A 26,631-nucleotide genomic window follows, 5' to 3' on the forward strand; every position below is an offset into this window, starting at 1 on the left:
GTTATCTCCGGTTCGCGGCAAGGTAGTTGTGGTAATCCTGATGCCACTCTGGTGGGAGTTCTGCCAGCACGTTAACCGGGCGCTGATGCCAGGCATCTTCATAATCACGCTGCATCTGGCTGTCTCCCACCAGAATGCCGTTGGCATAGAAGGTGCTATTCCCCTCCAGCCCCGCGCCGATGGGGTCGTCGCAGGAGAGATGCAGGTTGAAGACGTCGATTTCATGGTCGAGTGGGGTGATAGCCACCACTTCACCCTCACCCTGGGCAGTGAGCAGTTTCTGTCCTGGTTCCAGTTCGCGCGCCAGTAAAATACCCTGCGGAGTACAGAATGGATGGCCGGATGTGGCGATAATCTGTTGTTTTTGCAGGGTGATCTGTAGCGCCTGGGGTTCCTTGCCCACCGGAACATCTTCCACGCGCAGGCTACGTTGGTCGTGTGATCGCACCCATTCGCCAATGCGCATCTCACGTAGCGGTTTTTCGCTCCCGTCTTCCAGTTGAATCAGACTGTCACCACCCAGGCAGCCGTAGACAATCTGCATCGGTGGAATCTTTTGGGTATTGAGAAACGGCTGCTCTGGCACCACACTGGCGGGGGCGTTAGTGATAAAGGTAACAATATCTCTCCCCCCCACCGAGAGGCTCACTTTGAAAATGTAATAAACCCGTTCCCCGGAACTGAAGTCGACCTGTTTAAACGGCAGCCAGTCGAGATCCCAGCTAATTTTATTGCCCGCGCATGTGGTGCCTGCAGTGTTAAATATCGGGTTGCTGATGACAGAAGCGGTGGGCGAACCACCGGCCCGCTCACGAACCAGATAAATATCGTTAAAGGCATTAACCGGCTTGCCCCCTTGCATATCGATATTGTCAAAATAGGTGATACTGCCTTTAATCGGCACTCTGACCACGCCACCCCAGGGCCCACCATGATCAAAATAGGTGCAATCGATCTCATTACGCGACAGGCAAACTTTAATCAGTTGCTGATTGGTCAATGCTTTAGGTGAATCGTTAGTAATTAGCTGCGGATAACTCTGGTTATAAACGATCTCTGCGCCATAGCTGGTTGCCCCGTTGATTGTTTGAGAAAACGTGTAAATAACACAGTTATTATCCAGTTGTGCATCCGCCGCACCTTCTGCCTGAATCACGCAGTTGCTGGTAGTGATATAGGATTTGTTAAGCGCCACCTTGCCTTTACTTTGTCCTTGATTATCAAAGAAACCCAGCGTTTGTGTGACGTTAGTAGCGGAAACCGGTAACGAGGCCAGTGCGCTGGCGGTAGCCGTGCCGTTGGTGTCTCTGCCCAAGGCAAACAGGCTGTACACGGGTTTGGCATTATCACTTTCTGCCTGAGACAGACTGCCACGCAAAATATTGCGTTGGGAGTGCTGATATTGCTGCATAAATGCCGGATAGCGATGGCTATTTACCTCGGCTAACCGGAGCTGTAAGGCATAAAATTCAGCCAGTAGCGGATCATCTAAATCGAGATTAAAAATACCCTGATTAGCATATTGATTAATCACGGATTTAATTACCTGGTTTTCCAGGGGACTCATATTTGCATCAGGCATGATGTTATCCCGCGTTATCACGCAGCAGTAAAATACGGGTTGGAAAACAGGCGCAGAGAATGGGCGCGTTTTTTCCACGCAGCAGCAATGGCTTAAGAGGCAGGCTCTAGCCTTGGTCAATATCTGATGATTTCCGCACAGCGACAGAGAACCTGACGCACAACGTCGGCCTGGAGTGGCAAAAAGAGTCTTCAAGGCGTTGCAAATATCGCGCAACGTTTATGTTTAGATTTTGTTATGAAAGAACATAGCAGCGGCAATACGTTTACACAATAGTCAGATCAGTAAAATTTAACTGTCTAACGATTTTGTTGTGACTAATCATGCGGATGATTATTGCATTATTTTTAACTTGTTGTTTTTTATTGATTGTATTTTTTATTTTAATTTTTACTGGATACTATTAGATGTTTATATGAGTAATATAACTAATGTTTTTTAATGGTTTGGGTAAAGTCCTGGTAAGGTAAGTATCAGTTTTTCATATCGATGACAGAGATAACTGGCTCAAACCATGAGCCAGTTGAAAGGGGGCTTAACGGCGGACGGTACCGATTTGCGCCATATCCCAACCCGCAGGGTGTTGGTAAATGCGCAGGGAGAAGTGACCGAGTATTGCGTAGATGTATTCGAAAATTTCCCCCTGGGTATTCTCATAGTCAATCCAGGCCGTCGAAGTGGAGAAGCAGTAAATTTCAATCGGCAGGCCATCCGGCGCGGGCTTTAACGCGCGCACCACGACATACATATCCTGATGAATATCAGCACGCTGGCGCAGGTAGTGGGTGAGATATTTGCGCATGATCGTCAGGTTGGTAATCCCTTCATCGGCCAGCCAGCGGTCGCTAACCACACTGATATCGCGGCCATCCAGTAGCGCGGAGAGGGGCTCACTGGCGAGTTTCAACTCTGACAGCGATTGCAGCATCTCCTGCGTGGCAAAGCAGATTGACTGCTGGTCGAGATAAAAACTGCGCATAATTCGCCGTGCGCCCGAGGAAAACATGGACTGCCAGTTGGTATAGGTTTCAGTGAGGAAATTTTTGGTGGGAATACGTGACAGCGTATTATCCCAGTTGCGCACCGTAATGGTGTGCAAGGCGATATCAATCACTTCACCGCTAATGCCATTATCAGGCATCTCGATCCAGTCCCCTAACTGTAATACATCGTTAGACGAGACCTGAATGTTAGCCACCAGGGATAATAACGTATGTTGAAACACCAACATTAATACTGCGGCCACCGCGCCAAGACTGGAGATAATAATAACCGGTGACTTGTTGGACATAATAGCCACAATCATGATGGCGGAGACAATATGTACCCCGATTTTTCCAATCTGAATGTAGCCTTTAATTGAGTGGTTTTTACGCCGCGTCTTTTTGGCGTAGGAGTTGTTGATGATCTCCAGCAACTCGTTGAGAAATAATGAGAGATAGATAAAAAACAGGATGCCGCACACGGTGGTGATGGCGATCACGATATGTTGCGGCAGGTCGGTCATAAACTGCAACAAATAGTAAACAATGATCACCGGAAGAAAATTAGACAGCTTTTCTGAAATACGGACATCTTTATCCAGCGGTACGCTGTTCTTGTGGCTGCTAAAAAACAGTTTGCGTACCACTTTGACAATAAAAAATTTGCACAACAGGTGCGCAATCAAGCCCGCTGCAACCAATAAAACGATATTGAAACTGATCGCCAGCAGCGGATTTTGTTGAATAAAGTGCAGTGTGTCGTGCAGAAAAGTCATATTTGTCGCTTAAATGATGTCCAGGTTCGAATGCAGCATAAACTGCATAACGGCGATTTGCGAATCCCCATCCTAAATTAATCGGGCCTGAACCCTCAAGCTGTTCAACGGGCAGAGGCATAGCCTGCTAACCTCTCTCCGCCAGTTGTGCGATAGTTGAAGCATGAATGGGGCTCGAGGCCTCATGCGCAAGCAGGAGAGAGACAGATGCGAAATATTATGCGGTTACCGAAAAAGGTCCTGCTGCTGGAAGCGGTCGGTGGCCTGTTGCTGATTATTGCCCTGTTGGTGGTGAACCAGTGGCTGCCCACGCCCGCCATGTTTGAACGCAAAACCCTGGCAATTATCCTCAGCGTGGTGGGCATTGCCCTGATGCTGCCCTCTTGCTGGCTGATTGCATGGCGAACGGCACAAGCAATGGCACCGCAGCTGTTTGATCAGCCGCGCGATAAAAAATAGTTATTTGGAGAGAGTATGACCCCGACCATTGATTTACTTTGTAGTCACCGTTCTGTTCGCAGTTTTACACCAGAAGCCATTACTGAAGCACAGCGCACGGCGATCATTGCTGCGGCGCAGGCGGCCTCCACCTCCAGCTTCCTGCAATGCTCATCGATTATCCGTATTACCGATCCGGCGGTGCGTGAACAGCTGGTGACCTTGAGTGGCGGACAACCCTGGGTGGCACAGGCGGCTGAGTTTTGGGTCTTCTGCGCTGATTTCAATCGCCATCTGCAAATCTGCCCGGATGCGCAGTTGGGCAGGGCAGAGCAACTGCTCTTAGGCTGTGTTGATACCGCGCTGATGGCACAAAATGCGATGGTTGCGGCGGAGTCTCTCGGTCTGGGTGGCGTATTTATTGGCGGTATTCGTAATAGTATTGCCCAGGTGACGGAGCTGCTTGGACTGCCAAAGTTTGTCCTGCCGCTGTTTGGCTTCTGCATCGGCCATCCGGCTGCCACGCCGGACAGTAAACCGCGTATTCCACAGGCCATGTTGGTGCATGAAAATCGTTACCAGCCTCTGGATCAAACAGTACTGGCCGACTACGATAGCCGCACTGCGATCTACTATCAGCAGCGTGACAGCAACCAGCGCAGCGAAACCTGGAGCGAGCTGATTCAGCGCCTGATTATTAAAGAGACGCGTCCGTTTATGCTCGACTATCTGCATCAGCAGGGGTGGGCAACCCGCTAACTCCCGAGAGATAAAGGAAGCACCATGAAAATGGCCATACTGTCCCACGACGGCAGTCTCTACTCCTGTAAACGTCTGCGCGAAGCGGCAGAACAACGTGGCCATTCGGTGCAAGTGATCAATCCTCTTGCCTGCTATATGAATATCAATGTCGCTTCGCCGTGCGTGCACTACCGCGGCGAGCCGTTGGGCCATTTTGATGCGGTGATCCCCCGGATTGGCACCAAAATTACCTTTTACGGCACGGCGGTACTGCGCCAGTTCGAGATGAGTGGCACTTACCTTCTCAATACGTCTGTTGCGGTGATGCAGGCGCGCGACAAGCTGCGTTCATTACAGATTATGGCGCGCGCCGGGATCAATATGCCGGTAACGGGGTTTGCCTCGTCGCCAGATGACACCGATGACCTGATCGCGATGGTGGGCGGGGCACCGTTGGTGGTGAAGCTGGTGGAAGGAACTCAGGGTGTGGGCGTGGTGCTGGCAGAGACGCGCCAGGCGGCAGAAAGCGTTATTGACGCTTTTCGCGGCCTGCATGCCCATATTTTGGTCCAGGAGTTTATTAAAGAGGCGGAGGGACGGGATATCCGCTGCCTGGTGATCGGTGATGAAGTGGTTGCCGCGATTGAACGAAAAGCCAAAGCGGGAGAGTTCCGCTCCAATCTTCATCGCGGTGGCACGGCAACAGCCGTCGAGATCACCGCCGAGGAGCGTGCGCTGGCAGTGAAAGCTGCCAGGGTTCACGGGTTGGACGTGGCGGGGGTGGATATTCTTCGTTCACTGCGTGGCCCACTGATCATGGAGGTGAATGCCTCACCCGGCCTGGAGGGGGTGGAAACCGCCACCGGCATTCGGATTGCGGACATGATGATTGAGTGGATTGAGCAACATGCCAGCCCTCAAGATGTTCCGAAAAGCGTACAGCCCTGATACTCCGGGGTTGTTTTCATGGCGCTAAGGCAAGATTTGCCGTAGGCTATTGCGCCAGAATATTACCCTGTGGGACCTTACAATGGATTCTCTTGTCGTACCGGATCTCGACCTGCTGCGTCACTGGCTCGATCAACAAAACATCACCTGGTTTGAATGTGATGCCTGTCAGGCACTGCACCTGCCGCATATGCAGAACTTCGACGGGATTTTTGACGCAAAAATCGATCTGGTGGACAACATAATCCTGTTCTCTGCGCTGGCAGAAGTTAAGCCCACAGCGTTGATCCCACTGGTCGGTGATCTGTCGCAGATCAACGCCAGTTCCCTGACGGTAAAAGCGTTTGTGGATATCCAGGATGATAACCTGCCGAAGCTGATTGTGTGCCAGTCCATCAGCATCAGCGCCGGTGTGACCTTCGGCCAGTTCTCGCACTTTATGAAGCAGAGTGAGGAGCAGGTTTCCATGGTGATTATGGAGGCCTTTGCTAATAATTTACTGATGATGGGCGAAGATGAAGAAGATCGTCCGCAAGCCTCCTCAGAACGCTCGCTGTTGCACTAATATTTCGTCTCCTCGCTTTCTGATGCAACTGCCGCTTTATGCGGCAGTTTTCATTTCAACCCCACCACTTTTTATTCTGCCTTTAGCCGCGCATTGCCCGATTTTAATCGCGCCTGATGGCGTGAATACCCATTCCTATAGCAGAAAAATGCATTACATCGCATGAATACCGTTTTTTACCCTGAGGTCTGGCGTCGCAGGATCGGCGGGGCTATGCTGGCGGGGCTGCGGAAACGCGAGCAACCTCAACGCAGATATAGGATTTTGCTATTAAACTTCAGTTGAATAATGATTCATTGTGTCGGCTGTGATGCCGGGCCCGCGTGCCTCGTCACAGGTTTGCAGCGTTATGATGACCCGCTCAGGAGGATGGAAAAAACATGATCAACCAACGTAAAAAATGGTTGTCGGCTGTGGTGGCAGGGGTGCTGATGGCGGTTTCCGCAGGCAGCATGGCGGCAGATAAAGAACTGCACGTTTATAACTGGTCAGATTATATCGCTCCAGACGTGGTGCCGAACTTTGAAAAACAGACGGGCATCAAAGTCACCTATGACGTGTTTGATTCCAACGAGGTGTTGGAAGGCAAACTGATGGCAGGTAGCACGGGCTACGATGTAGTGGTGCCATCTTCCAGCTTCCTGGCGCGTCAGCTTCAGTCTGGTGTCTTCCAGGAACTGGATAAGAGCAAATTACCGAATTACAAAAACCTTGATCCCGATATCATGGCGAAATTGACCCAGCACGATCCGGGCAATAAATACGCCATTCCGTATCTGTGGGGCACCACGGGGATCGGCTATAACGTCGATAAAGTCCGTGCCGCGTTAGGGAAAGATGCCCCGCTTGACAGCTGGGATCTGGTGCTGAAACCGGAAAATCTGGCCAAACTAAAAGGCTGTGGCGTGGCATTCCTCGATGCGCCAGAAGAGATTTTCGCTACCGTGCTGAACTATCTCGGCAAAGATCCGAACAGCAGCGATGCCAAAGACTACAGCGGTGCGGCCACCGATCTGTTGCTGAAACTGCGTCCGAGCATCCGTTATTTCCACTCTTCGCAATACATTAACGATCTGGCTAACGGCAACATCTGTGTGGCGATCGGCTGGTCTGGCGATATCCTCCAGGCGAAGAACCGAGCAGATGCCGCGAAAAACGGCGTGCATGTGGGCTACAGTGTGCCAAAAGAGGGCGCGCTGGCGTTCTTCGACATGATGGCAATCCCGAAAGACGCTAAAAATCTCGATGAGGCCTACCAGTGGCTGAACTACATCATGGACCCGAAAGTGATTGCTGAGGTGTCCAATAAGATGAACTACGCCAACGGTAACGCCGCGTCATTGCCACTGATTAATGCAGACATTCGTAACAATCCGGGCATCTACCCAACACCGGATGCGATGAAGAAGCTGTTTGTGCTGAAAGTCCAGGATCCGAAGCTGGATCGTGCGCGTACCCGTGCATGGACTAAAGTAAAAAGTGGTAAGTAATTCGTCGTCGACGGATAGATTTACAATGTGACGAAAACAGAGGCGCGTTTATGGCCTCTGTTTGCCATTTTAGCGGCTGGCTTTTTCGTGCTGTCCCGCTCAGCGCCGGAGAGAGATGTTAGTGAACGATGTAACCCAACGCCCGCAACAAAAAACCGCTAAGGCGTTAACGCCGCTGCTGGAAATTCGCAATCTGACCAAATCGTTTGACGGTCAGCACGCCGTGGATGATGTCAGCCTGACCATCTACAAAGGCGAAATTTTTGCCCTGCTGGGGGCCTCCGGTTGTGGCAAATCGACCTTGCTCCGTATGCTGGCAGGCTTCGAAGCGCCCACCAGTGGACAGATTGTTCTCGACGGTCAGGATCTGTCGCACGTACCGCCTTATCAGCGCCCGATCAATATGATGTTCCAGTCCTATGCACTGTTCCCGCACATGACGGTGGAGCAAAACATCGCGTTTGGCCTGAAACAAGACAAGTTGCCAAAGGCTGAAATTGCCAGCCGGGTAGAAGAGATGCTGAGCCTGGTCCATATGCAGGAGTTTGCAAAGCGTAAACCGCATCAGCTCTCCGGCGGACAGCGTCAGCGCGTGGCGCTGGCACGCAGCCTGGCAAAACGGCCCAAGCTGTTGTTACTCGACGAGCCAATGGGCGCACTGGATAAAAAACTGCGTGACCGCATGCAGTTGGAAGTGGTGGATATCCTTGAGCGCGTGGGGGCGACCTGTGTCATGGTCACCCACGACCAGGAAGAGGCGATGACCATGGCCGGACGTATCGCGATCATGAATCGCGGTAAGTTTGTGCAAATTGGCGAGCCGGAAGAGATTTATGAAAACCCCACCAGCCGCTATAGCGCCGAATTTATCGGTTCGGTCAACGTGTTTGAAGGTTTACTGCGTGAGCGTCAGGCGGATGGCCTGGTGATTGAAAGCCCAGGTCTGGTCCACCCGCTCAAGGTCGATTCTGACGTTTCCGTGGTGGATAACGTGCCGGTGTTCGTGGCGTTACGCCCGGAAAAAGTGATGCTGTGCGAAGAGGTTCCGGCAGATGGCTGCAACTTTGCCGTGGGTGAAGTGGTGCATATTGCCTACCTTGGCGACCTCTCGATCTATCACGTACGTCTGCGCAGTGGGCAGATGATCAGTGCGCAGCTACAGAATGCCCATCGCTACCGCAAAGGTGCGCCGACCTGGGGCGATGAAGTTCGGCTGTGCTGGGATACCGACAGCTGTGTGGTTTTGACGGTTTAAGGAGCTGCGATGAGCTTGTTTACCCCACGCCGCGCCGAACCTCCGGTGCTGGTTGGTACACCGTTAGGCCGCTGGGCCACGCGTGTCAAAATGCAGCATGGCCGCAAGCTGGTGATTGCGCTGCCCTATGTCTGGCTGGCGCTGTTTTTCCTGCTGCCTTTTTTAATTGTGCTGAAAATCAGCTTTGCCGATATCGCCCGGGCGATCCCGCCTTACACCAGTTTACTGACCTGGGCGGACGATCAACTCAATGTGGTGTTGAATTTCGGTAACTATCTGCAACTGACTGACGATCCGCTGTATGTCGACGCCTATCTGCATTCACTGCAGGTCGCAGGGATTTCCACCATTATCTGTCTGCTGATTGGCTATCCGCTGGCCTGGGCCGTGGCCCATAGCCGACCGGAAGTGCGCAATATTCTGCTGCTGTTGGTGATCCTGCCTTCATGGACCTCGTTCCTGGTGCGCGTCTATGCCTGGATGGGATTGCTGAATGACAACGGGATCCTTAACCGCTTCCTGCTGTGGGCCGGGGTTATCGATCATCCTTTGGTGATCCTCTATACCAACACCGCCGTGTATATCGGCATTGTTTACTGCTATCTGCCGTTTATGGTGCTGCCAATCTACACCGCGTTGACCCGCATTGACTATTCGCTGGTGGAAGCTTCGCTGGATCTCGGTGCGCGTCCGCTAAGAACTTTCTTTAGCGTGATTGTGCCGTTGACCAAAGGCGGCATTATTGCCGGTTCGATGCTGGTGTTCATTCCGGCCGTGGGGGAGTACGTCATCCCGGAACTGCTGGGTGGCCCGGACAGCATCATGATTGGCCGTATTCTGTGGCAGGAGTTCTTTAATAACCGTGACTGGCCAGTGGCCTCGGCGCTGGCGGTGATTATCTTACTGATCCTGATCCTGCCGATTATCTGGTTCCATAAGCATCAAAATCGTGAAGCGGGAGAAAAATCATGACCACCTTACCTGCGGTGCGTTCGCCGTGGCGCATTGTGATTTTGCTGCTCGGTTTTGTGTTTCTGTATGCCCCGATGCTGCTGCTGGTGGTTTACTCCTTCAACAGTTCGCCGTTGGTGACGGTGTGGGAAAACGTCTCGTTTCACTGGTATCACGTGTTGTTCCAGGACAGCGCGATGCTGGATGCGGTGGGGCTTAGCCTGACCATCGCTGCGCTTTCTGCCTCGATGGCGGTGGTGCTGGGGACGATTGCGGCCGTGATTATCGTGCGTTTTGGCCGCTTCCGTGGACATACCGGTTTTGCGTTTATGCTGACCGCCCCGTTGGTGATGCCCGATGTGATCACCGGGCTTTCGCTGCTGCTGCTGTTTGTCGCGATGGGTAACGCTTTTGGCTGGCCGGGGGATCGCGGTATGTTGACCATCTGGTTGGCTCACGTGACCTTCTGTACTGCCTATGTCTCGGTGGTGATTAACTCGCGTTTGCGCGAGCTGGATCGCTCCATTGAAGAGGCTGCGATGGATCTGGGTGCCACGCCGTTGAAGGTGTTTTTCGTGATTACGGTGCCGATGATTGCCCCTGCGTTGGTCACGGGCTGGCTGCTGGCCTTTACGTTGTCGCTGGATGACCTGGTTATCTCCAGCTTTGTGACCGGACCGGGTGCGACGACCTTACCTATGGCGATTTTTGCCACGGTGCGTCGTGGCGTGAACCCGGAGATCAACGCCCTGGCCTCACTGATTCTGTTTATTGTCGGTCTGGTCGGTTTTATCGCCTGGCGCTATATGGCACACGAAGAAAAGCAGCGTATCCGCGATATTCAGAAAGCAAAACGTGGCTGAAACGCGTAACTTTTGCCACTATGTTAAGGGCTGGCATCGCCAGCCCTTGATTCTGGAGTGGCGCAGATGTCAGAAACCTTTAAAACCCCCTTTGTTGCACTAGCTCCGGTGGCCGTCACCACGGCGGCGGTGGCGATCATTACCACTCGCTGTCTTAGTGTGCTGATGTTGATTGATGCCCTTGGGGTTACCGAGCTGATGAATTTCGTCCACCGCAGTGCGCAGGCGTGGGACTCCACCCTGATCTTCATCGCCAGCCAGCTGATTTTCCTCTATGAACTGCGCTGTGCCTTTCTACTGCTACGCGGCCGTAACAGCGCGCGCTGGGGCTTTATTGCGGCGCAGGGCGTGGTGTTGGTCTATATGCTGCTGGCATCACTGGGCTTCGTCTATCCGGAATTATTTAGCTTTGCCGGCCAGAGTGATGCCGAGGCGATTCACCATACGCTGGTGCAGAAACTGCCGGATGCGCTGGTGATCATGCTGTTGTTTGTGCCTGCCAGCAGTCGCGCATTTTTCCGTAAGCGGTGATACAATCGCGTCCCGCTTATCGCTCTCTTGCCCCAGATAACAGGCTTTACCATGCACTGCGCCCTTTTTGACGATCACCGTTGCCGCTCCTGCCAGTGGCTGGAAAAACCCTATTCACAGCAACTCAGTGAGAAGCAATCCCTACTGGAGCAACTGCTGGCTGCGCATCCTGTTGCCGCCTGGTTGCCCGCTGTCACCTCAGCCCCAGAGGCGTTCCGCAATAAGGCGAAAATGGTGGTCAGCGGCAGCGTGGAGCGTCCTGTATTTGGCGCGGTCCCGCGTGACGGTGAGCCGGTCGATCTGACCGCATGTCCGCTTTATCCGGCCCATTTCGCAGATGTTTTTGCCGTACTGAAGCCCTTTATTGCTCGCGCAGGTTTGACGCCTTACAACATTCAGCGCCGCCGGGGTGAACTGAAGTACCTGCTGCTGACCGAAAGCAGCCAGGGCGGCATGATGCTGCGTTTTGTTCTGCGTTCTCATGACAAGCTGGCGCAGCTGCGTGCTGCGCTGCCGTGGTTGCAGCAACAGTTACCGCAGTTGACGGTGATCTCCGCCAATATTCAGCCGGTGCCGATGGCGATTCTGGAAGGTGAAGAAGAGGTGCCGCTGACCGAATCGCAATCTCTGGCAGAGAACTTTAACGGCGTACCGCTGTGGATCCGGCCACAAAGCTTTTTCCAGACCAACCCGCAGGTCGCGGCAACCTTGTATGCCACCGCCAGAACCTGGGTCCGTGAGTTGGCGGTGACCAGCATGTGGGATCTGTTTTGCGGCGTAGGTGGATTTGGCTTGCACTGTGCAACGCCGGAGATGCAGTTGACCGGGATTGAAATCAGCGCGGAAGCCATTGCTTGTGCACGGCGCTCCGCTGATATGCTCGGCTTGAAAAAGGTCGATTTCGCTGCGCTGGATTCTACCGCTTTCGCCACTGCGCGTGATGCCGTGCCGGAGCTGGTGCTGGTGAATCCGCCACGTCGGGGCATCGGCGTGGAACTCTGTAACTACCTTAGCCAGATGGCACCGGACTATATCCTCTACTCCAGCTGTAACCCGGATACCATGGCGCAGGATATCGCCCGTTTACCGGACTACCGGGTCAGTAAGGTGCAACTGTTTGATATGTTCCCGCATACCGCGCATTTTGAAGTGCTCACGCTGCTGGTGCGGGCTTAAAGCCAGAGGGACACTACCCTGCGTCCGTGCAGGGTAGGGGTGATTGATTTTTTATTTCGGGAACCACTGCTGGTTAATTTTCGCCAGGGTGCCGTCTGCTTTAATCGCCACCAGCGCGGCATTCAGCTTATCACGCAGGGCTTCATTGCCTTTACGCACGGCAATACCCAGACCGGTGCCAAAGTAGCTGGTGTCAGTAATGTGCTGGCCCACGCCGGCCAGATCCGGGTTCGCTTTCAGCCACAGGTTTACCACGGCAGTATCGCCAAGCACGCCATCCAGACGACCATTTTTCAGATCAAGAATCGCATTCTGATAGCTGTCGTACGGTACGCTGATCACGCCCGGGAACTTCTCTTGCAGATACTTCTGATGCGTTGTGCCATTTTCCACACCAATACGTTTGCCTTTCAGCTGATCCAGCGAGCTGAACTGGCCTTTGTGCGCAATCACAATGGCGGAGTTGGCATAGTACGGGGTGGTGAAGTCGACCTGTTTGCTGCGCTCGGCGGTGATATCCATCCCGGAAATCACGGCGTCATAGCGGCGGAATTTCAGTGACGGGATCAGGCTGTCAAAGGCGTTATTGGTAAAAGTACATTCGGCTTGCATCTGCTTACACAGCGCTTTTGCCAGATCGATATCGTAACCGGCGATCTGGTTTTCACTGTTCAGGGATTCAAACGGAGGGTAGGTTGCAGAGGAGGCAAAGCGGATGGTTTCCGCAGCCTGGGCGCTAATCGCCACTGTCGCCAACACGGCGGCAATGATCCACTTATTCATGGTCGGACTCCTGTAAGACGTTATTATTGCTGCGCAAAACGGCCTACACCATGCCAGTAAATGAATCTTTATGCAATATTTATGAGTATTTATATGGCGGGTCGCCCCGCCTTAGCTTTAGTTCCGTCGCTCAAATGCCAGCGCGCGACGCTCAATCAAACGCATCATCAAGGTCAGTAAACCATTCACGCACAGATACACCAGGCCTGCGGCGACATACACCGTAACATCATAGGTGCGGCCATACAGCAACTGCCCGTGGCCCATCACTTCCATCAACGTGATGGTGTACGCCAGAGACGTCCCTTTAAACACCAATACCACTTCGTTGGAGTAGGAGGAGAGGGCACGCTTAAAGGCGTAAGGCAGCAGAATATGCAGGGTATCTTTCCGGCTCATGCCCAACGCTGCACAGGATTGCCACTGCCCGGACGGAATGGCTTTAACGGCACCATAAAACAGCTGGGTGGTGTAGGCAGCACTGTTGAGTGACAGTGCCAGCATGGCACACAACCACGGCTGAGACAGCAGATGCCAGAGCCACGGAACCTGTTGCAGTGAGGTGAACTGGCCCGGGCCGTAGTAGATCAGGAAAATCTGTACCAGCAGTGGCGTGCCAGTGAACAGCGTGATGTAGCCGCGCGCAATCTGTTGCAACACCGGCACTTTGAGAGACAGCACGATGGTGATCAGCAGTGACAGCACCAATGCTGCCAGCAGGGAAACAACGGTCAGCGTCAGGCTGGTCTGCAACCCTTTCAGAAGTTCGGGAATATAGTCCAGCATCAGCCGTGGCCTTGTTCAAAGCGCGTGGCGCGCTGTTCAATACGTTTCAACACCTGTTGGCTCAGCAAGGTGATCACCAGGTAGATCGCGGCAGCAATCAGGTACCAGGTAAACGGCTGCTGAGTTCGGGTCGCGATACTTTTGGTTTGCAGCATCAGATCGTTGACGCTGATCAGTGACACTAAGGCAGTATCTTTCAACAGTACCAGCCACTGATTACCCAGGCCTGGCAGGGCATGACGCCACATTTGCGGCATGATCAGGCGCAGGAAGATAGCGGACTTTTTCATGCCCAAGGCCTGGCCCGACTCCCACTGACCTTGCGGTACCGCTTTGAGGGCACCACGCAGGGTTTGTGAAGCATAGGCTGAGTAGAGCATGGCCAGCGCGATCACACCGCACAAGAAGGGACTGACATCGAAGTTTTCAATCTGCACCTGCACCGGGATCTTCACCACGGCAAGGTTAATGGTGAAACCGTCCGACAGAGTTAGCAGCAGTTGCGAGGCACCGAAGTAGATAAACAGCACCACCAGAATTTCCGGTAACCCGCGAATCAGCGTCACCAGCCCGGTACCTACCCACGCCAGAGGCCGCCAGCGAGCGGACTCCCAGCCAGCAAAAATCATCGCCAGCACAAGGCCGGCGATAAGTGCGCAAACAGCAAGGCCGACGGTCATCCCGGCGGCGCTTGCGAGAGAAATCAATTCATTCATAGCGGATTACTGCGGGAACCATTTGCTGTAGATGGTTTTGTAGGTGCCATCTGCTTTGATCTTATCCAGGGCGGTATTGAACTTGCTCTGGAGATCGCTGTTGCCCTGACGTACCGCAATGCCGAGGCCGGTGCCGAAGTAGGCTTTATCGGTGACTTTATCGCCCACACTCGCCAGCGTCGTGGCGTTCTGTTTCAGCCACTCATTGACCACGGCTGTGTCACCGAATACAGCATCAATACGGCCATTTTTCAGATCCAGCACCGCATTCTGGTAGCTGTCGTAAGGCACGATGGTGATGTCGCTGTGTTTATCGCTCAGGTACTTCTGGTGCGTTGTGCCGTTTTGCACACCAACACGTTTACCTTTGAGTGCGGCAACATCGGCCACTTTGCCCTTCTGCGCAATAAACAGTGCGGAGTTGTCATAGTAAGGCTTGGTGAACAGCACCTGCTTTTCACGATCCGGGGTGATATCCATCCCTGCCATGACTGCATCAAAACGGCGGAACTTCAGGCTCGGGATCAGGCTGTCAAAGGCCTGATTGGTAAACGTACAGGTGGCATCAATCTGTTTACACAGCGCCATCGCCAGATCGACATCAAAGCCCTGAATCTTGTTGTCTGCATCCACATACTCAAACGGAGGATAAGACGCTTCCGTAGCAAAACGGATGGTCTGCGCCGCAGAGGCACTCAGGCTTACTGCTGTCAGCAGTGCGGCCAGGAAGATTTTTTTCATCAACAGCATCCTTAATTAATGCGAAAGATAGTGGGCAAAGGCTTCAGTCTGCGGCTGTGTAAACCGGCTGGCATCGCCTTGTTCAACGATGTGACCATTTTCCATGTACACCACGCGGCTGGCGGTTTTTCTCGCCACTTCCACTTCGTGGGTCACGATGACTTGCGTGATGTTGGTTTCAGACAGCTCGCGAATGATATTGACAATTTGCGCGGTGATTTCAGGGTCCAGCGCGGCGGTAGGTTCATCAAACAGCAGCACCTGGGGTTCCATCATCAGTGCGCGCGCAATGGCAACACGCTGTTGCTGACCACCGGAGAGGTGTAACGGGAAACGGTCGGCAAACGGCGTGAGGCGCAGGCGATCGAGCAGCTTTGCCGCGCGTGCCTCAGCAGCCTGTTTGCTCAAGCCAAGCACCCGGCAAGGTGCCTCAATCAGGTTCTGCAACACGCTCAGGTGTGGCCACAGATTGTATTGCTGGAAGACCATCCCGACGTTTTGGCGCAGCTCACGGATCGCCGCATCCCCCGGTTTCTTACTGAAATCGAAGGTATTCCCTGCGATCTGTAAGGTACCGGAGCGTGGCTGTTCCAGCAGATTCAGAACGCGTAACAGCGAACTTTTCCCCGCGCCGCTTGGGCCGAGCAGGACCAGGGTTTCCCCTTGCGGACATTCCAGGTTGATGTCGAACAGTGCCTGGTGGGCACCGTAATAGCAGTTAATCGCGTTTAGTTGAATACTCATGCGCCGAAATTGAATAGCAATTGATGTCGCAAATTTTAACGTCACCAGAATAGTTATGCAATTGTGGTGGGTTAAAATTTATGAAATGTAATTTAAGCAGCATATTTGTAGCACAATATATCGCTGATTTTGCTAAGCGACCAAAAGTGCATAATCAATTAAATGTAGATATTCATGCGTTTACTGTTTTTTTGTCTGATTTTCCAGCAGTTGTGACAAGCTGCCACCCAGATGCGGTCCGGCACCTAAATAGCGCACATCATTAACTACCCAGCAGTTGCCTTCATGGATCATCGCGACCTCATCCTGCCAGTGCTGGTTTTGCCGGGAGAGATCGACGCGCAGCGGGATGTTACGGGCATCGCGGTTAGGGATGGTTGAAGCATCAGCTACGCTGGCTTCCGTGGGTCCCTGTGCTGAACTGGAGAACAGATCGCCGCGCAGGGCCGGATTTTGTGCTGCTACCTGGCTTAGCTGCTGATAAAGTTTGTCACTCAGGTAAGGGCGGTAGCGGGCCAGCGTCTGGCTATTGGGGATGCCCTGATTTAAGGTTTGCAGGCGTAAATCGTAAAACTGCTGGGCCACGCTGTCCGGGCCGCCATCAATACAGGCGGCGGTGCGCGGCCCATTGTCTTTGATGACAGGCTCAACGGTAGTACAGGCGGAGAGCAGCAGAGTGGCCGGGAGTAAAAGTCCATACAAACGGTTTTTCATGAAAAATCCTTATCAGGCTCGGGGTGCAGTGCACAACTTTTTGCCTAAAGTATAGTCACCGGTTTTTACATGCGGTGTGTCATCGCCCATTTTCTCCCCAAGGAGCAGGATTGAAGCGGCTGTTGTTATTACTGAGTTTATTACTGGTCGGTTGCCACGCGGGGATTGAGAGCCGTAACGGCTATTGGGTGGATGTCACCCACCCGGCACAAGGCGCACGCCCGCGCATTAAAGTGGTGGTGATTCACTACACCGCCGAAGATTTTGCCAGCTCGCTTGCCACACTCACCGATCGCGAGGTCAGCGTGCATTACCTGATCCCACGTCAGCCGCCGCAGCGAGACGGGCAGGGGGTGATATGGCAACTGGTGCCGGAAGAACAGCTGGCATGGCACGCGGGCAGCAGCTTCTGGCGTGGAGCCAGCCGCATCAACGACACCTCGATTGGGATTGAACTGGTCAACAGTGGCTATCAACGCACGCTAACCGGGCTGCGCTGGCAGGCCTTCACGCCGGATCAGATCCGGGCACTGGCCGCGCTGGTGCAGGATATTACCCGGCGTTACGCGATTTCTCCGGAAAATATTGTGGGGCACAGCGATATTGCACCGGGAAGAAAACAGGACCCAGGCCCGCTATTTCCGTGGCAGCAGCTGGCGCAGCAGGGGATTGGTGCCTGGCCTGATGCCAGTCGGGTCGCGGTGTTGCTGCACGGCCAGGCGGCAAACACGCCAGTGGACGCGGCTGAACTGTTAAAGGTGCTGGGACGCTACGGTTATAACACCGCTGCGGCCGTCACGCCGCATCAGCAACAGCAGCTGATTGCGGCGTTTCAAATGCACTTCCGCCCGGCAGATTATCGCGGCAATGCTGATGCCGAGACGCTGGCAATTGCGCAGGCGCTACTGGAGAAGTACGGGCCTTACTGATGCAGGAAGTCGCGCCAGTGATTCACTAAGGTTTGCAGTGCCGCACGGTCAACATCCAGATGGGTGACCAGGCGGGTCACAGCGCTGACGCTGAACAGCACATCGCGCTGCGACATCCAGTCGCTGAGCGCAGTGATCTGCTGCACGGGGACGCGGACAAACACCATGTTGGTGTGCTGTTCAGTTACTTCCAGCCCGAGATCCTGCAACTGCTCCGCCAGCCACGCCGCGTTGTCATGATCTTCCTGCAAGCGGGCAACGTTGTGTTCCAGCGCATACAGCCCGGCTGCGGCCAGAATACCGGCCTGGCGCATGCCACCACCAACCATTTTGCGCCAGCGGCGTGCGCGTTCGATATACTCACGGTCACCGCACAACAGCGAACCCACTGGCGTGCCCAGTCCCTTCGACAGGCAGATGGTCAGGGTATCGCAGTAACGGGCAATCTCTTCTAACGTCACACCCTGCGCCACCACGGCGTTAAAAATACGCGCCCCATCAATGTGCAGCGCCAGCTGTTTTTCGCGCGTGAATTGCCACGCCTGTTGCAGATACTCCAGCGGCAGCACTTTGCCGTGATGGGTATTTTCCAGGCTCAACAGGCGGGTACGGGCAAAATGGATATCATCGGGTTTGATCGCGGCCGCCACCACATCAAGGGGAAGAGTACCATCGGCCGCCGCCAGTACCGGTTGCGGTTGAATGCTGCCAAGGACTGCCGCACCTCCCGCTTCATACTTGTAGTTATGGGCCTGCTGACCAACGATATACTCATCGCCGCGCTGACAGTGACTTAACAGCGCAACCAGGTTGGCCTGGGTGCCAGTGGGGAAAAACAGTGCAGCGGCTTTGCCGCTTAACCGGGCAGCCTCCACTTCCAGTGCATTGACGGTAGGGTCATCACGGTAGACATCATCACCGGTGGCGGCATGGTGCATGACCTCCAGCATCGCGGTACTGGGGCGGGTTACGGTATCACTGCGTAGATCGATCACATGGCTCTCCCTGTAAAAAGCGGGCTTTGTTGGCCCGCAATTGCTTATCAGATACGTCCTTCTTTCTTACCTTAACCAGTTCGTTTTTGCCAGCTCAACCACCTCGTCACCGCGCCCGTTCATGATCGCGCGCAGCATATACAGGCTGAAGCCTTTGGCCTGCTCCAGCTTGATCTGCGGCGGGATCGCCAGCTCTTCACTGGCGGTGACGACATCCACTAACACCGGACCCGGATGGGCAAAAGCCTGCTGTAAGGCTTCATCCACCTGTGAGGCTTTTTCCACCCGAATGCCTTTCACGCCGCAGGCTTCTGCCATGGCGGCAAAGTTGGGATTATGCAACTCAGTGCCATCGGTCAGATAGCCGCCCGCCTTCATCTCCATAGCGACAAAACCCAGTACGCTGTTATTAAAAATCACCAGCTTAACCGGGAGCTGCAACTGTGCCAGCGAGAGGAAATCCCCCATCAGCATACTGAACCCGCCATCGCCGCACAGTGCGACCACCTGGCGCTGTTTATTCAGCGACTGTGCGCCCAGCGCCTGCGGCATGGCGTTTGCCATCGAACCGTGGTTAAACGAACCTATCAGGCGGCGCTTGCCGTTCATCTTCAAATAGCGTGCGGCCCACACGGTTGGGGTGCCGACATCACAGGTGAAAATCGCATCTTCAGCGGCATAACGGCTGATTTGCTGTGCCAGATACTGAGGATGAATAGCCTGTTTATCATTGGCCGTGGCGAGGTCGTCCAGTCCCTGGCGCGCATCGCGGTAGTGCGTCAGTGCGCTGTCGAGGTGGGAACGATCCTGCTGTTCACGCAGTTGGGGCAGAATCTGTTGCAGGGTGGCTTTGATATCCCCCACCAGAGCCAAATCAACGTGGCTATGCGCCCCCAGGCTGCCTGGGTTGATATCAATCTGAATGATTTTGGCATCGGTGGGATAGAAAGCCCGATAGGGGAACTGGGTGCCGAGCAGCACGACGGTGTCGGCATTCATCATGGCGTGGAACCCGGATGAGAAGCCAATCAGCCCGGTCATGCCCACATCATACGGGTTGTCGTATTCAATGTGTTCTTTACCGCGCAGCGCGTGCACCACCGGCGCATGAAGGCGGGCGGCAAGTTGCACCACCTGCTGATGGGCCTCGGCACAGCCGCTGCCGCACATCAGCGTAATGTTGTGTGCCTGATTCAGCGCCTCAACCAGCTGTTCAAGTTGGTGAGCGGCGGGAACCACCTGCGGCAGTGCGGGCGGATACCAGCTGGCGCTGGCATGTTCTGGCGCGGGTTTCAGGGCGATATCCCCCGGTAACACAATGACAGAGACACCGCGTTCAAGGATTGCCTTGCGCATGGCAATCCCCAGTACCTGCGGGAGCTGTTCCGGGTTTGAGACGAGCTCACAGTAATGGCTGCATTCGCGGAACAGTTCCTGCGGGTGGGTCTCCTGGAAATAGCCGCTGCCAATCTCGCTGGAGGGAATATGTGCCGCAATGGCGAGCACCGGCACGCGGTTGCGGTGGCAGTCGAACAGGCCGTTAATCAAATGGAGATTGCCCGGCCCGCAAGAACCGGCGCAGACCGCCAGTTTGCCGCTGATTTGTGCTTCAGCGCCTGCGGCGAAGGCCGCCACTTCTTCATGGCGGGTGGGCATCCACTGAATGGTACCCATGCGATTCAGGCTGTCACTCAGCCCGTTGAGTGAGTCCCCGGTGACGCCCCAGATGCGCTCAACGCCAGCGCTCTCAAGGGTTTTGGCAAGCAGTGCAGCAACGGTCTGTTGTTTCATCTCTAGGCTCCTTATTTTAGCGGCCCATTGCAGGGCCGCAGACAAGAAGCTTAGTTCAGTCGAGGTGACTAGCCAGAAAACAGCGCGATCAGAATGGGGGCCAGCAGGCTGGTAATAAAGCCGTGCACAATGGCGGCGGGGACAATTTCACTGCCTCCGGCCCGTTGCAGCACCGGCAGGGTAAAGTCCATTGAGGTGGCTCCGCTGATCCCTAACGCCAGCGTGCGATGGCGCTGAATTAACGGTGGGATCAGGATAATTGCGACTAACTCGCGGATCAGATCGTTGAAAAAGGCGGCACTGCCAAGCACCGGGCCAAAGCCTTCGGTCATCAGAATACCGGAAATGGAGTACCAGCCCATGCCGCTGCCCAGCGCCAGTCCGGTTTTCAGTGGTAAACCCAGAATCAGTGCGGCGATCATACCACCGACCAGTGCACTGAGTGTCACTACCGCCGCGATCGTCATGCCCCGGCGGTTGATCACAATCTGGCGTAAGGTCATGCCGCTGCCGCGCAGTTGGATCCCCACCAGCAACAGCAGGCACATTAAGGCATATTCCCCCGCTGCGGTGGCATGGTGCAGCAAGGGCCACTGCGTCAGGCCGAGCAGGAAGCCAAGCACCACTACGGCACAAAGTTGCAGCGAGTCCAGCGCCATTTTCAGGCGTGACGGCAACTGCTCCTGACGATGGTTATGCTGCCACGGCTGGCGCTTCTCCCACAGCCACAGCGCGAGCAGGTTGCACAAGAGAATACAGACCGCGCAGATCAGTGCAGTGTGGAACACGCGCACCAGATTGCTGCTGAGGTTATCGAGAAATGCGAGGCTGATGCCCATAAAGAACAGAATCACATACACCATATAACTCAGTGCGCGATTCACAACGTGCAGCAGGCGAGGGTGACGGAACGGTAGCAGCCAGCCGATAATCAGCGGCAGCAAAATAATTAACAGCCCGGTATACATAGCATCATCCTTGTTGAGAGGCGCACACGCTAGCGAAAAACAGTGATGGAGTAAAGGCTTTCACACCAGTAACTTGACCACCTTGCAGGCACCGTTCATGCTGAAAAAAAACACAGGACGTCGCCATGATTCTGGAACATATCGAAATTACCGGCTTTCGCGGTATCAGCCATCTTTCGCTGCCCCTGACCTCAACCAATCTGCTTATCGGTGAGAATGCCTGGGGTAAATCCAGCCTGCTGGATGCGTTAACCCTGTTACTCTCACCGCAGTCCACGCCCTATCAGTTTACCGCCCATGATTTTCACTTTCCGCCGGGCGAGCTGGAGGCTCAGATGCGCCGTTTGCGCATTGTATTCTGTTTCCGCGCCGGGCCAGACGATCACGAAACGGCGTTAGCGTCGTTCTGGCAACAGGCGGAAGACGGGGGGCGTCTGCTCTACTACAGCGTTCAGGGTCGGCGGCGGGATGAAGGTGTCTTTACCTCACGCCGCTTTCTTGACGCGCGTGGCGATGTGCTACCCGAGGCCGGTACCGCGCCGGGGATTCAGCAACTGATTCGCCGCTCTCCGGTGCTGCGCCTGCGTGATGCCCGCTTTAGCCGCCGTTCCCGCGCCAGCGATGTTGCACCAGAACCGGAAGTGAATAGCCTCGCCACAGAGGCTGAGGCGTTGATGCGCGAGCTCATGACGCGCCCGCAGCACCTGACGGATGACATGCTGCGTCAGGGATTGCAGACGCTGCAACAGCTACTGGAACACTATTTTCTGGTGCAACCTGCAGATGCCAGTACCCCGGTGGCACGCGTTGCTCCGCAGCGACGCAAAGGGGAAGCGGGTTGGCGCTCCCTTGACCAGCTTAATCAATTGATCGGTGAAACGGACTCTCGCAGCCATCAGCTGATTTTACTGCGCATGTTTTCGTTGCTGTTGCAGGCGCGGGGCAGTGATGCACTGGCGCCGGGGTCTCAGCCACTTTTGCTGATTGAAGATCCAGAAACGCGCCTGCATCCCATCATGCTCTCGGTGACCTGGAATCTGCTGGAGATGTTGCCGCTGCAAAAGATTGCGACCACTAACTCTTCAGAACTGCTCTCGCAGGTGCCGGTGGAAAATGTTTGTCGTCTGGTGCGTGAAGCTGAACGCGTTACGGCATGGCGCATTGGCCCGGAAGGATTGAGTGCGGAGGAGAGCCGCCGCATCGGTTTCCACATTCGCGTCAATCGGCCTTCGGCGTTGTTTGCCCGCTGCTGGTTACTGGTGGAGGGAGAAACGGAAGTGTGGATTATCAATGAGCTGGCGCGGCAGCGCGGTTATCACTTTGCCGCCGAAGGCGTGAAGGTGATTGAATTTGCGCAGTCTGGCCTGCGTCCACTGCTCAAATTTGCCCGGCGTATGGGGATTGCCTGGCATGTGCTGACGGATGGCGATGACGCCGGAAAAAAATATGCGGCCAGCGCGCGTGGCCAACTGCAACATGGCGAAACCGAGGACGATCATCTGACGCAGCTGCCCGCGCTGGATATGGAGAATTTCCTTTATCGTCAGGGGTTCAGCGAGGTTTACCGGGAGGTCGCGCACCTGCCGTCAAACGTGCCAATGAACGCCCGGCGTATTATTACCAAAGCCATTCATCATGCATCTAAACCGGAACTGGCGATAGCGGTTGCGATGTCAGCCGCTGAACGTGGGCCTTCGGCCATTCCGCCGCTGCTCAACAGTTTGTTTGCCCGGGTGATGTGGCTGGCACGCGGCAAGGCTGATTAAAAAAAACGCAAAAAACAGAAAAATGCCAGCGGCTTTGGCTGGCATTTTAGCTTCGGGATGGTCAGAATACAGGGGGCGTATTTCAGGCAACGGCCTGCGTTTCTTCTGGCACAATCAGGCTGGCATGATTGCCTTTTGGTCCCTGATGGACAGCAAATTGCACGCGCTGTCCGGCTTTCAAGGTGCGGTATCCCTCCATCTGAATGGTGGAGTAGTGCGCGAAGATATCATCACCGCCACCAAGCGGGCAGATAAAGCCAAAACCTTTGGCGTTATTGAACCATTTAACTGTTCCCGTCTCCATGCTTTTACTTCCCTCGCAGTACAGTTGTTAAACAGGTGAAGTCATTGCCGCTGTGAGTCGAGACTGTTTAAATCTCAATCAGCATATGTCAGTAGAATGTAGATAAACCGCAGAGGGCGTCAAGCAATCCACGGCGCTGGAATGAGAGAAATTGCTCAAAATTTGAAGCAGTTAACGCTATTGCGAATTTTGTGATACAGGTCGCGTCGAGCCATTTGGTGCTGTTTTTTGCCGGATTGAAAATGGGCCTGACGGACGTGTTAAACTGTAATCAGGGGTGGATGCCACCCGGACGCAACGTACAGAATTTGAACGGAACATTATGGCAAACACGAACGACTGGCTTAACTTCGAACACCTGGCCGAAGAAAAAACACGTGAAGGATTAAAGCCGCCTTCCATGTATAAAGTCATATTGAACAATGATGACTATACGCCAATGGAATTTGTTGTTGACGTTCTGCAAAAGTTCTTTTCTTATGATGTTGAACGTGCAACGCAACTGATGCTGAATGTTCACTACCAGGGGAAGGCAATTTGTGGTGTATTTACTGCAGAGGTAGCTGAAACCAAAGTGGCGATGGTGAACAGATACGCACGGGAAAACCAACATCCGTTGCTGTGTACGCTGGAAAAAGCCTGAGACCGTCCCCATAGTGTTAGGGTGAGGTCGTCAGAGCGATAATTGGGGGAGGTGCCTTATGCTCAATCAAGAACTGGAACTCAGTTTAAATATGGCTTTCGCCAGAGCGCGTGAGCACCGTCATGAGTTTATGACCGTCGAGCACCTGTTACTGGCTTTGCTCAGTAACCCATCTGCCCGGGAAGCATTAGAAGCTTGCTCGGTGGATATTGTGGCGCTGCGGCAGGAACTTGAAACCTTCATCGAACAAACCACACCTGTGCTGCCTGCCAGCGAAGAAGAGCGTGATACACAGCCTACGCTCAGCTTCCAGCGCGTGCTCCAGCGTGCGGTCTTCCACGTTCAGTCATCCGGCCGTAGCGAAGTCTCCGGCGCGAATGTGCTGGTCGCCATTTTCAGCGAGCAGGAGTCACAGGCTGCCTATCTGCTGCGCAAACATGAAGTCAGTCGTCTCGACGTAGTGAACTTCATCTCTCACGGCACACGCAAAGATGAGCCTTCTCAGGCTCCGAATGCGGAAAATCCAGTTAACGAAGAGCAAGCAGGCGGGGAGGAACGTATGGAAAACTTCACCACCAATCTCAATCAGCTTGCACGCGTTGGCGGGATCGACCCGCTGATTGGTCGTGACAAGGAACTGGAACGTACCATTCAGGTGCTGTGCCGCCGCCGTAAAAATAACCCGCTGTTAGTGGGTGAATCTGGCGTGGGTAAAACCGCGATTGCCGAAGGGCTCGCCTGGCGTATCGTGCAGGGTGACGTGCCAGAAGTGATGCAGGATTGCACCATTTACTCGCTGGATATCGGTTCACTGCTGGCGGGAACCAAATACCGTGGTGATTTCGAAAAACGCTTTAAAGCGCTGCTGAAACAGCTTGAACAGGATACCAACAGTATTCTGTTCATCGATGAGATCCACACCATCATTGGTGCGGGTGCGGCTTCTGGTGGCCAGGTTGATGCGGCGAATCTGATCAAGCCGCTGCTCTCCAGCGGTAAAATCCGTGTGATGGGCTCAACCACCTATCAGGAGTTCAGCAACATCTTCGAAAAAGATCGTGCGCTGGCGCGTCGTTTCCAGAAAATAGACATCACCGAGCCTTCCGCTGAAGAAACGGTGCAGATCCTGAACGGTCTGAAACCGAAATATGAAGCGCACCACGACGTGCGTTACACGGCGAAAGCGATTCGTGCTGCGGTTGAGCTGGCAGTGAAATACATCAACGATCGTCATCTGCCAGACAAGGCGATTGACGTGATTGATGAAGCGGGCGCACGTGCGCGTCTGCTTCCGGTCAGCAAACGCAAAAAAACCGTTAACGTGGCGGATATTGAATCAGTGGTGGCGCGTATTGCTCGTATTCCAGAGCAAAGCGTGTCAGCCAGCGATCGCGATACGTTGAAAAACCTCGGCGACCGCCTGAAAATGCTGGTCTTTGGTCAGGACAATGCGATTGAAGCATTGACCGAAGCCATCAAAATGAGCCGCGCGGGTCTGAGCCAGGATCGCAAACCGGTCGGTTCCTTCCTGTTTGCTGGCCCAACCGGCGTAGGTAAAACCGAAGTTACGGTGCAGCTGGCAAAAGCGCTGGGTATTGAGCTGCTGCGTTTTGACATGTCTGAATACATGGAGCGCCACACGGTCAGCCGTTTGATTGGTGCACCTCCGGGCTATGTTGGTTTTGACCAGGGCGGCCTGCTGACGGATGCGGTGATTAAGCATCCTCACGCGGTAGTGTTGCTGGACGAGATCGAAAAAGCGCACCCGGACGTGTTCAACCTGCTGCTGCAGGTGATGGATAACGGGATGTTGACCGATAACAACGGTCGCAAAGCGGACTTCCGCAACGTGGTATTGGTGATGACCACCAACGCCGGCGTGCGTGAAACCGAACGTAAATCCATTGGCCTGATTCATCAGGACAACAGTACGGATGCGATGGAAGAGATCAAAAAGATCTTTACGCCAGAGTTCCGTAACCGTCTCGACAACATTATCTGGTTCAAACACCTCTCTACCGAGGTGATTCATCTGGTGGTCGATAAGTTTATTGTCGAACTGCAGGTGCAGCTGGATGCCAAAGGCGTGTCGCTCGAAGTCAGTGATGAAGCCCGCGACTGGCTGGCAGAGAAAGGCTACGATCGCGCAATGGGCGCACGTCCAATGGCGCGTACCGTGCAGGAAAGCCTGAAGAAACCGCTGGCGAATGAACTGCTGTTTGGTTCACTGGTGGATGGCGGCTCGGTGTCCGTTGCACTCGATAAAGAGAACAACCAACTGACCTACCACTTCCTCAGCGCTGAGAAGCGTAAAACGGAAGGCACCGTGCATTAACCGGTGATACAGGAAAACAAAAAGGCCGGAGATTGCTCTCCGGCCTTTTTTCTGTGCTTTATCTGCGGCAATCAGTGGGAAGTTGTTTGCCTCTGACGCTGCACCCTTTCAGCAGAT

General features: G+C 54.2%; 26 protein-coding genes. 14 read left to right on the forward strand and 12 right to left on the reverse strand.

What is annotated here, in order from left to right:
• Nucleotide 1: 1 nt before the first annotated feature.
• A complete protein-coding gene (locus B880_RS0108615; RefSeq protein WP_017346989.1) occupies nt 2–1,582 on the reverse strand; it encodes a Hint domain-containing protein in 1,581 nt (526 codons plus the stop codon).
• A 535-nt stretch (nt 1,583–2,117) separates the two neighbouring features.
• The gene (locus B880_RS0108620; RefSeq protein ID WP_017346990.1) at nt 2,118–3,341 is read right to left on the reverse strand and encodes a mechanosensitive ion channel family protein; all 1,224 of its coding nucleotides are present in this window, start codon (nt 3,339–3,341) and stop codon (nt 2,118–2,120) included.
• A gap of 207 nt (nt 3,342–3,548) precedes the next feature.
• Between B880_RS0108620 and B880_RS0108625 the strand changes: the two genes are divergently transcribed.
• From B880_RS0108625 to rlmC, 10 genes are all read left to right on the forward strand, one after another.
• The gene (locus B880_RS0108625; RefSeq protein ID WP_017346991.1) at nt 3,549–3,800 is read left to right on the forward strand and encodes a DUF1418 family protein; all 252 of its coding nucleotides are present in this window, start codon (nt 3,549–3,551) and stop codon (nt 3,798–3,800) included.
• Between the two features lie 15 nt (nt 3,801–3,815).
• Complete coding sequence (gene nfsA, locus B880_RS0108630; protein WP_017346992.1) at nt 3,816–4,538, forward strand: oxygen-insensitive NADPH nitroreductase; 723 nt, start codon at nt 3,816–3,818, stop codon at nt 4,536–4,538.
• Nucleotides 4,539–4,562: 24 nt separating this feature from the next.
• Nucleotides 4,563–5,468 carry a 30S ribosomal protein S6--L-glutamate ligase gene (gene rimK / locus B880_RS0108635; protein WP_017346993.1) on the forward strand — a complete coding sequence of 302 codons (906 nt, stop codon included), beginning with the start codon at nt 4,563–4,565 and terminating at the stop codon, nt 5,466–5,468.
• Between the two features lie 82 nt (nt 5,469–5,550).
• Nucleotides 5,551–6,033 (forward strand): YbjN domain-containing protein, encoded by a 483-nt coding sequence (locus tag B880_RS0108640; protein WP_017346994.1) that lies wholly within the window; start codon nt 5,551–5,553, stop codon nt 6,031–6,033.
• Nucleotides 6,034–6,413: 380 nt separating this feature from the next.
• Complete coding sequence (gene potF, locus B880_RS0108645; protein WP_017346995.1) at nt 6,414–7,523, forward strand: spermidine/putrescine ABC transporter substrate-binding protein PotF; 1,110 nt, start codon at nt 6,414–6,416, stop codon at nt 7,521–7,523.
• 121 nt (nt 7,524–7,644) lie between these two features.
• On the forward strand, nt 7,645–8,778 hold the full coding sequence (gene potG, locus B880_RS0108650; protein WP_157060534.1) for a putrescine ABC transporter ATP-binding subunit PotG: 1,134 nt from the start codon (nt 7,645–7,647) through the stop codon (nt 8,776–8,778).
• A gap of 9 nt (nt 8,779–8,787) precedes the next feature.
• Nucleotides 8,788–9,750, forward strand: coding sequence for a putrescine ABC transporter permease PotH (gene potH, locus B880_RS0108655; RefSeq protein ID WP_017346997.1), 963 nt, complete (start codon nt 8,788–8,790; stop codon nt 9,748–9,750).
• Nucleotides 9,747–10,592 carry a putrescine ABC transporter permease PotI gene (potI, locus tag B880_RS0108660; RefSeq protein WP_017346998.1) on the forward strand — a complete coding sequence of 282 codons (846 nt, stop codon included), beginning with the start codon at nt 9,747–9,749 and terminating at the stop codon, nt 10,590–10,592. Before potH ends, potI begins: the two co-directional genes overlap by 4 nt.
• Nucleotides 10,593–10,658: 66 nt before the next feature.
• A complete protein-coding gene (locus B880_RS0108665; RefSeq protein WP_017346999.1) occupies nt 10,659–11,123 on the forward strand; it encodes a YbjO family protein in 465 nt (154 codons plus the stop codon).
• 51 nt (nt 11,124–11,174) lie between these two features.
• Entirely contained in the window at nt 11,175–12,299 is a 1,125-nt protein-coding gene (gene rlmC, locus B880_RS0108670) for a 23S rRNA (uracil(747)-C(5))-methyltransferase RlmC (protein ID WP_017347000.1), read from the forward strand.
• Between the two features lie 51 nt (nt 12,300–12,350).
• Here the strand turns inward: rlmC and artJ (B880_RS0108675) are convergent, their stop codons facing one another.
• The 6 genes from artJ (B880_RS0108675) to B880_RS0108700 form a co-directional block, all read right to left on the reverse strand.
• Nucleotides 12,351–13,082, reverse strand: coding sequence for an arginine ABC transporter substrate-binding protein (gene artJ / locus B880_RS0108675; RefSeq protein WP_017347001.1), 732 nt, complete (start codon nt 13,080–13,082; stop codon nt 12,351–12,353).
• A gap of 117 nt (nt 13,083–13,199) precedes the next feature.
• Entirely contained in the window at nt 13,200–13,868 is a 669-nt protein-coding gene (artM, locus tag B880_RS0108680; RefSeq protein WP_017347002.1) for an arginine ABC transporter permease ArtM, read from the reverse strand.
• A complete protein-coding gene (artQ, locus tag B880_RS0108685) occupies nt 13,868–14,584 on the reverse strand; it encodes an arginine ABC transporter permease ArtQ (protein WP_017347003.1) in 717 nt (238 codons plus the stop codon). Before artQ ends, artM begins: the two co-directional genes overlap by 1 nt.
• A gap of 6 nt (nt 14,585–14,590) precedes the next feature.
• Nucleotides 14,591–15,325: an arginine ABC transporter substrate-binding protein gene (gene artJ / locus B880_RS0108690; RefSeq protein ID WP_017347004.1), complete on the reverse strand. Its 735-nt coding sequence runs from the start codon at nt 15,323–15,325 to the stop codon at nt 14,591–14,593.
• A 15-nt stretch (nt 15,326–15,340) separates the two neighbouring features.
• Nucleotides 15,341–16,069: an arginine ABC transporter ATP-binding protein ArtP gene (gene artP, locus B880_RS0108695; RefSeq protein ID WP_017347005.1), complete on the reverse strand. Its 729-nt coding sequence runs from the start codon at nt 16,067–16,069 to the stop codon at nt 15,341–15,343.
• A 180-nt stretch (nt 16,070–16,249) separates the two neighbouring features.
• Nucleotides 16,250–16,783, reverse strand: a complete 534-nt coding sequence (locus B880_RS0108700) for a lipoprotein (RefSeq protein ID WP_017347006.1) — start codon at nt 16,781–16,783, stop codon at nt 16,250–16,252.
• Between the two features lie 110 nt (nt 16,784–16,893).
• On the opposite strand from B880_RS0108700, the gene B880_RS0108705 reads away from it, so the two are divergent.
• Nucleotides 16,894–17,712, forward strand: coding sequence for an N-acetylmuramoyl-L-alanine amidase (locus B880_RS0108705; RefSeq protein ID WP_017347007.1), 819 nt, complete (start codon nt 16,894–16,896; stop codon nt 17,710–17,712).
• On the opposite strand, the gene ltaE is transcribed toward B880_RS0108705, so the two are convergent.
• The 3 genes from ltaE to B880_RS0108720 all read right to left on the reverse strand — a co-directional run bounded on the left by ltaE (nt 17,706) and on the right by B880_RS0108720 (nt 21,466).
• A complete protein-coding gene (ltaE, locus tag B880_RS0108710; protein WP_017347008.1) occupies nt 17,706–18,707 on the reverse strand; it encodes a low-specificity L-threonine aldolase in 1,002 nt (333 codons plus the stop codon). The genes B880_RS0108705 and ltaE overlap by 7 nt on opposite strands.
• A 66-nt stretch (nt 18,708–18,773) precedes the next feature.
• Nucleotides 18,774–20,498, reverse strand: a complete 1,725-nt coding sequence (poxB, locus tag B880_RS0108715) for a ubiquinone-dependent pyruvate dehydrogenase (protein WP_017347009.1) — start codon at nt 20,496–20,498, stop codon at nt 18,774–18,776.
• Between the two features lie 68 nt (nt 20,499–20,566).
• Entirely contained in the window at nt 20,567–21,466 is a 900-nt protein-coding gene (locus B880_RS0108720) for a lysine exporter LysO family protein (protein ID WP_017347010.1), read from the reverse strand.
• Nucleotides 21,467–21,591: 125 nt separating this feature from the next.
• Between B880_RS0108720 and B880_RS0108725 the strand changes: the two genes are divergently transcribed.
• Complete coding sequence (locus tag B880_RS0108725) at nt 21,592–23,232, forward strand: ATP-dependent nuclease (protein ID WP_017347011.1); 1,641 nt, start codon at nt 21,592–21,594, stop codon at nt 23,230–23,232.
• 82 nt (nt 23,233–23,314) lie between these two features.
• On the opposite strand, the gene cspD is transcribed toward B880_RS0108725, so the two are convergent.
• Nucleotides 23,315–23,536: a cold shock-like protein CspD gene (gene cspD / locus B880_RS0108730; protein ID WP_017347012.1), complete on the reverse strand. Its 222-nt coding sequence runs from the start codon at nt 23,534–23,536 to the stop codon at nt 23,315–23,317.
• A 322-nt stretch (nt 23,537–23,858) separates the two neighbouring features.
• Here cspD and clpS point away from each other — a divergent pair, with 322 nt between their 5' ends.
• Together clpS and clpA are read left to right on the forward strand one after the other, a co-directional pair.
• On the forward strand, nt 23,859–24,179 hold the full coding sequence (gene clpS, locus B880_RS0108735) for an ATP-dependent Clp protease adapter ClpS (RefSeq protein ID WP_017347013.1): 321 nt from the start codon (nt 23,859–23,861) through the stop codon (nt 24,177–24,179).
• Nucleotides 24,180–24,237: 58 nt separating this feature from the next.
• Complete coding sequence (gene clpA, locus B880_RS0108740; protein ID WP_017347014.1) at nt 24,238–26,514, forward strand: ATP-dependent Clp protease ATP-binding subunit ClpA; 2,277 nt, start codon at nt 24,238–24,240, stop codon at nt 26,512–26,514.
• Nucleotides 26,515–26,631: the final 117 nt, after the last annotated feature.

The sequence above is a fragment of the Pantoea sp. A4 genome (assembly GCF_000295955.2).
Classification (GTDB): Bacteria; Pseudomonadota; Gammaproteobacteria; order Enterobacterales; family Enterobacteriaceae; genus Pantoea; species Pantoea multigeneris.

What these genes read in the sequence shown, in the direction of transcription:
- B880_RS0108615 (WP_017346989.1), bottom strand. Translation starts at nt 1,582, where the DNA reads ATGCCTGATGCAAATATGAGTCCCCTGGAAAACCAGGTAATTAAATCC.
- B880_RS0108620 (WP_017346990.1), bottom strand. Translation starts at nt 3,341, where the DNA reads ATGACTTTTCTGCACGACACACTGCACTTTATTCAACAAAATCCGCTG.
- B880_RS0108625 (WP_017346991.1), top strand. Translation starts at nt 3,549, where the DNA reads ATGCGAAATATTATGCGGTTACCGAAAAAGGTCCTGCTGCTGGAAGCG.
- nfsA (WP_017346992.1), top strand. Translation starts at nt 3,816, where the DNA reads ATGACCCCGACCATTGATTTACTTTGTAGTCACCGTTCTGTTCGCAGT.
- rimK (WP_017346993.1), top strand. Translation starts at nt 4,563, where the DNA reads ATGAAAATGGCCATACTGTCCCACGACGGCAGTCTCTACTCCTGTAAA.
- B880_RS0108640 (WP_017346994.1), top strand. Translation starts at nt 5,551, where the DNA reads ATGGATTCTCTTGTCGTACCGGATCTCGACCTGCTGCGTCACTGGCTC.
- potF (WP_017346995.1), top strand. Translation starts at nt 6,414, where the DNA reads ATGATCAACCAACGTAAAAAATGGTTGTCGGCTGTGGTGGCAGGGGTG.
- potH (WP_017346997.1), top strand. Translation starts at nt 8,788, where the DNA reads ATGAGCTTGTTTACCCCACGCCGCGCCGAACCTCCGGTGCTGGTTGGT.
- potI (WP_017346998.1), top strand. Translation starts at nt 9,747, where the DNA reads ATGACCACCTTACCTGCGGTGCGTTCGCCGTGGCGCATTGTGATTTTG.
- B880_RS0108665 (WP_017346999.1), top strand. Translation starts at nt 10,659, where the DNA reads ATGTCAGAAACCTTTAAAACCCCCTTTGTTGCACTAGCTCCGGTGGCC.
- rlmC (WP_017347000.1), top strand. Translation starts at nt 11,175, where the DNA reads ATGCACTGCGCCCTTTTTGACGATCACCGTTGCCGCTCCTGCCAGTGG.
- artJ (WP_017347001.1), bottom strand. Translation starts at nt 13,082, where the DNA reads ATGAATAAGTGGATCATTGCCGCCGTGTTGGCGACAGTGGCGATTAGC.
- artM (WP_017347002.1), bottom strand. Translation starts at nt 13,868, where the DNA reads ATGCTGGACTATATTCCCGAACTTCTGAAAGGGTTGCAGACCAGCCTG.
- artQ (WP_017347003.1), bottom strand. Translation starts at nt 14,584, where the DNA reads ATGAATGAATTGATTTCTCTCGCAAGCGCCGCCGGGATGACCGTCGGC.
- artJ (WP_017347004.1), bottom strand. Translation starts at nt 15,325, where the DNA reads ATGAAAAAAATCTTCCTGGCCGCACTGCTGACAGCAGTAAGCCTGAGT.
- artP (WP_017347005.1), bottom strand. Translation starts at nt 16,069, where the DNA reads ATGAGTATTCAACTAAACGCGATTAACTGCTATTACGGTGCCCACCAG.
- B880_RS0108700 (WP_017347006.1), bottom strand. Translation starts at nt 16,783, where the DNA reads ATGAAAAACCGTTTGTATGGACTTTTACTCCCGGCCACTCTGCTGCTC.
- poxB (WP_017347009.1), bottom strand. Translation starts at nt 20,498, where the DNA reads ATGAAACAACAGACCGTTGCTGCACTGCTTGCCAAAACCCTTGAGAGC.
- B880_RS0108720 (WP_017347010.1), bottom strand. Translation starts at nt 21,466, where the DNA reads ATGTATACCGGGCTGTTAATTATTTTGCTGCCGCTGATTATCGGCTGG.
- B880_RS0108725 (WP_017347011.1), top strand. Translation starts at nt 21,592, where the DNA reads ATGATTCTGGAACATATCGAAATTACCGGCTTTCGCGGTATCAGCCAT.
- cspD (WP_017347012.1), bottom strand. Translation starts at nt 23,536, where the DNA reads ATGGAGACGGGAACAGTTAAATGGTTCAATAACGCCAAAGGTTTTGGC.
- clpS (WP_017347013.1), top strand. Translation starts at nt 23,859, where the DNA reads ATGGCAAACACGAACGACTGGCTTAACTTCGAACACCTGGCCGAAGAA.
- clpA (WP_017347014.1), top strand. Translation starts at nt 24,238, where the DNA reads ATGCTCAATCAAGAACTGGAACTCAGTTTAAATATGGCTTTCGCCAGA.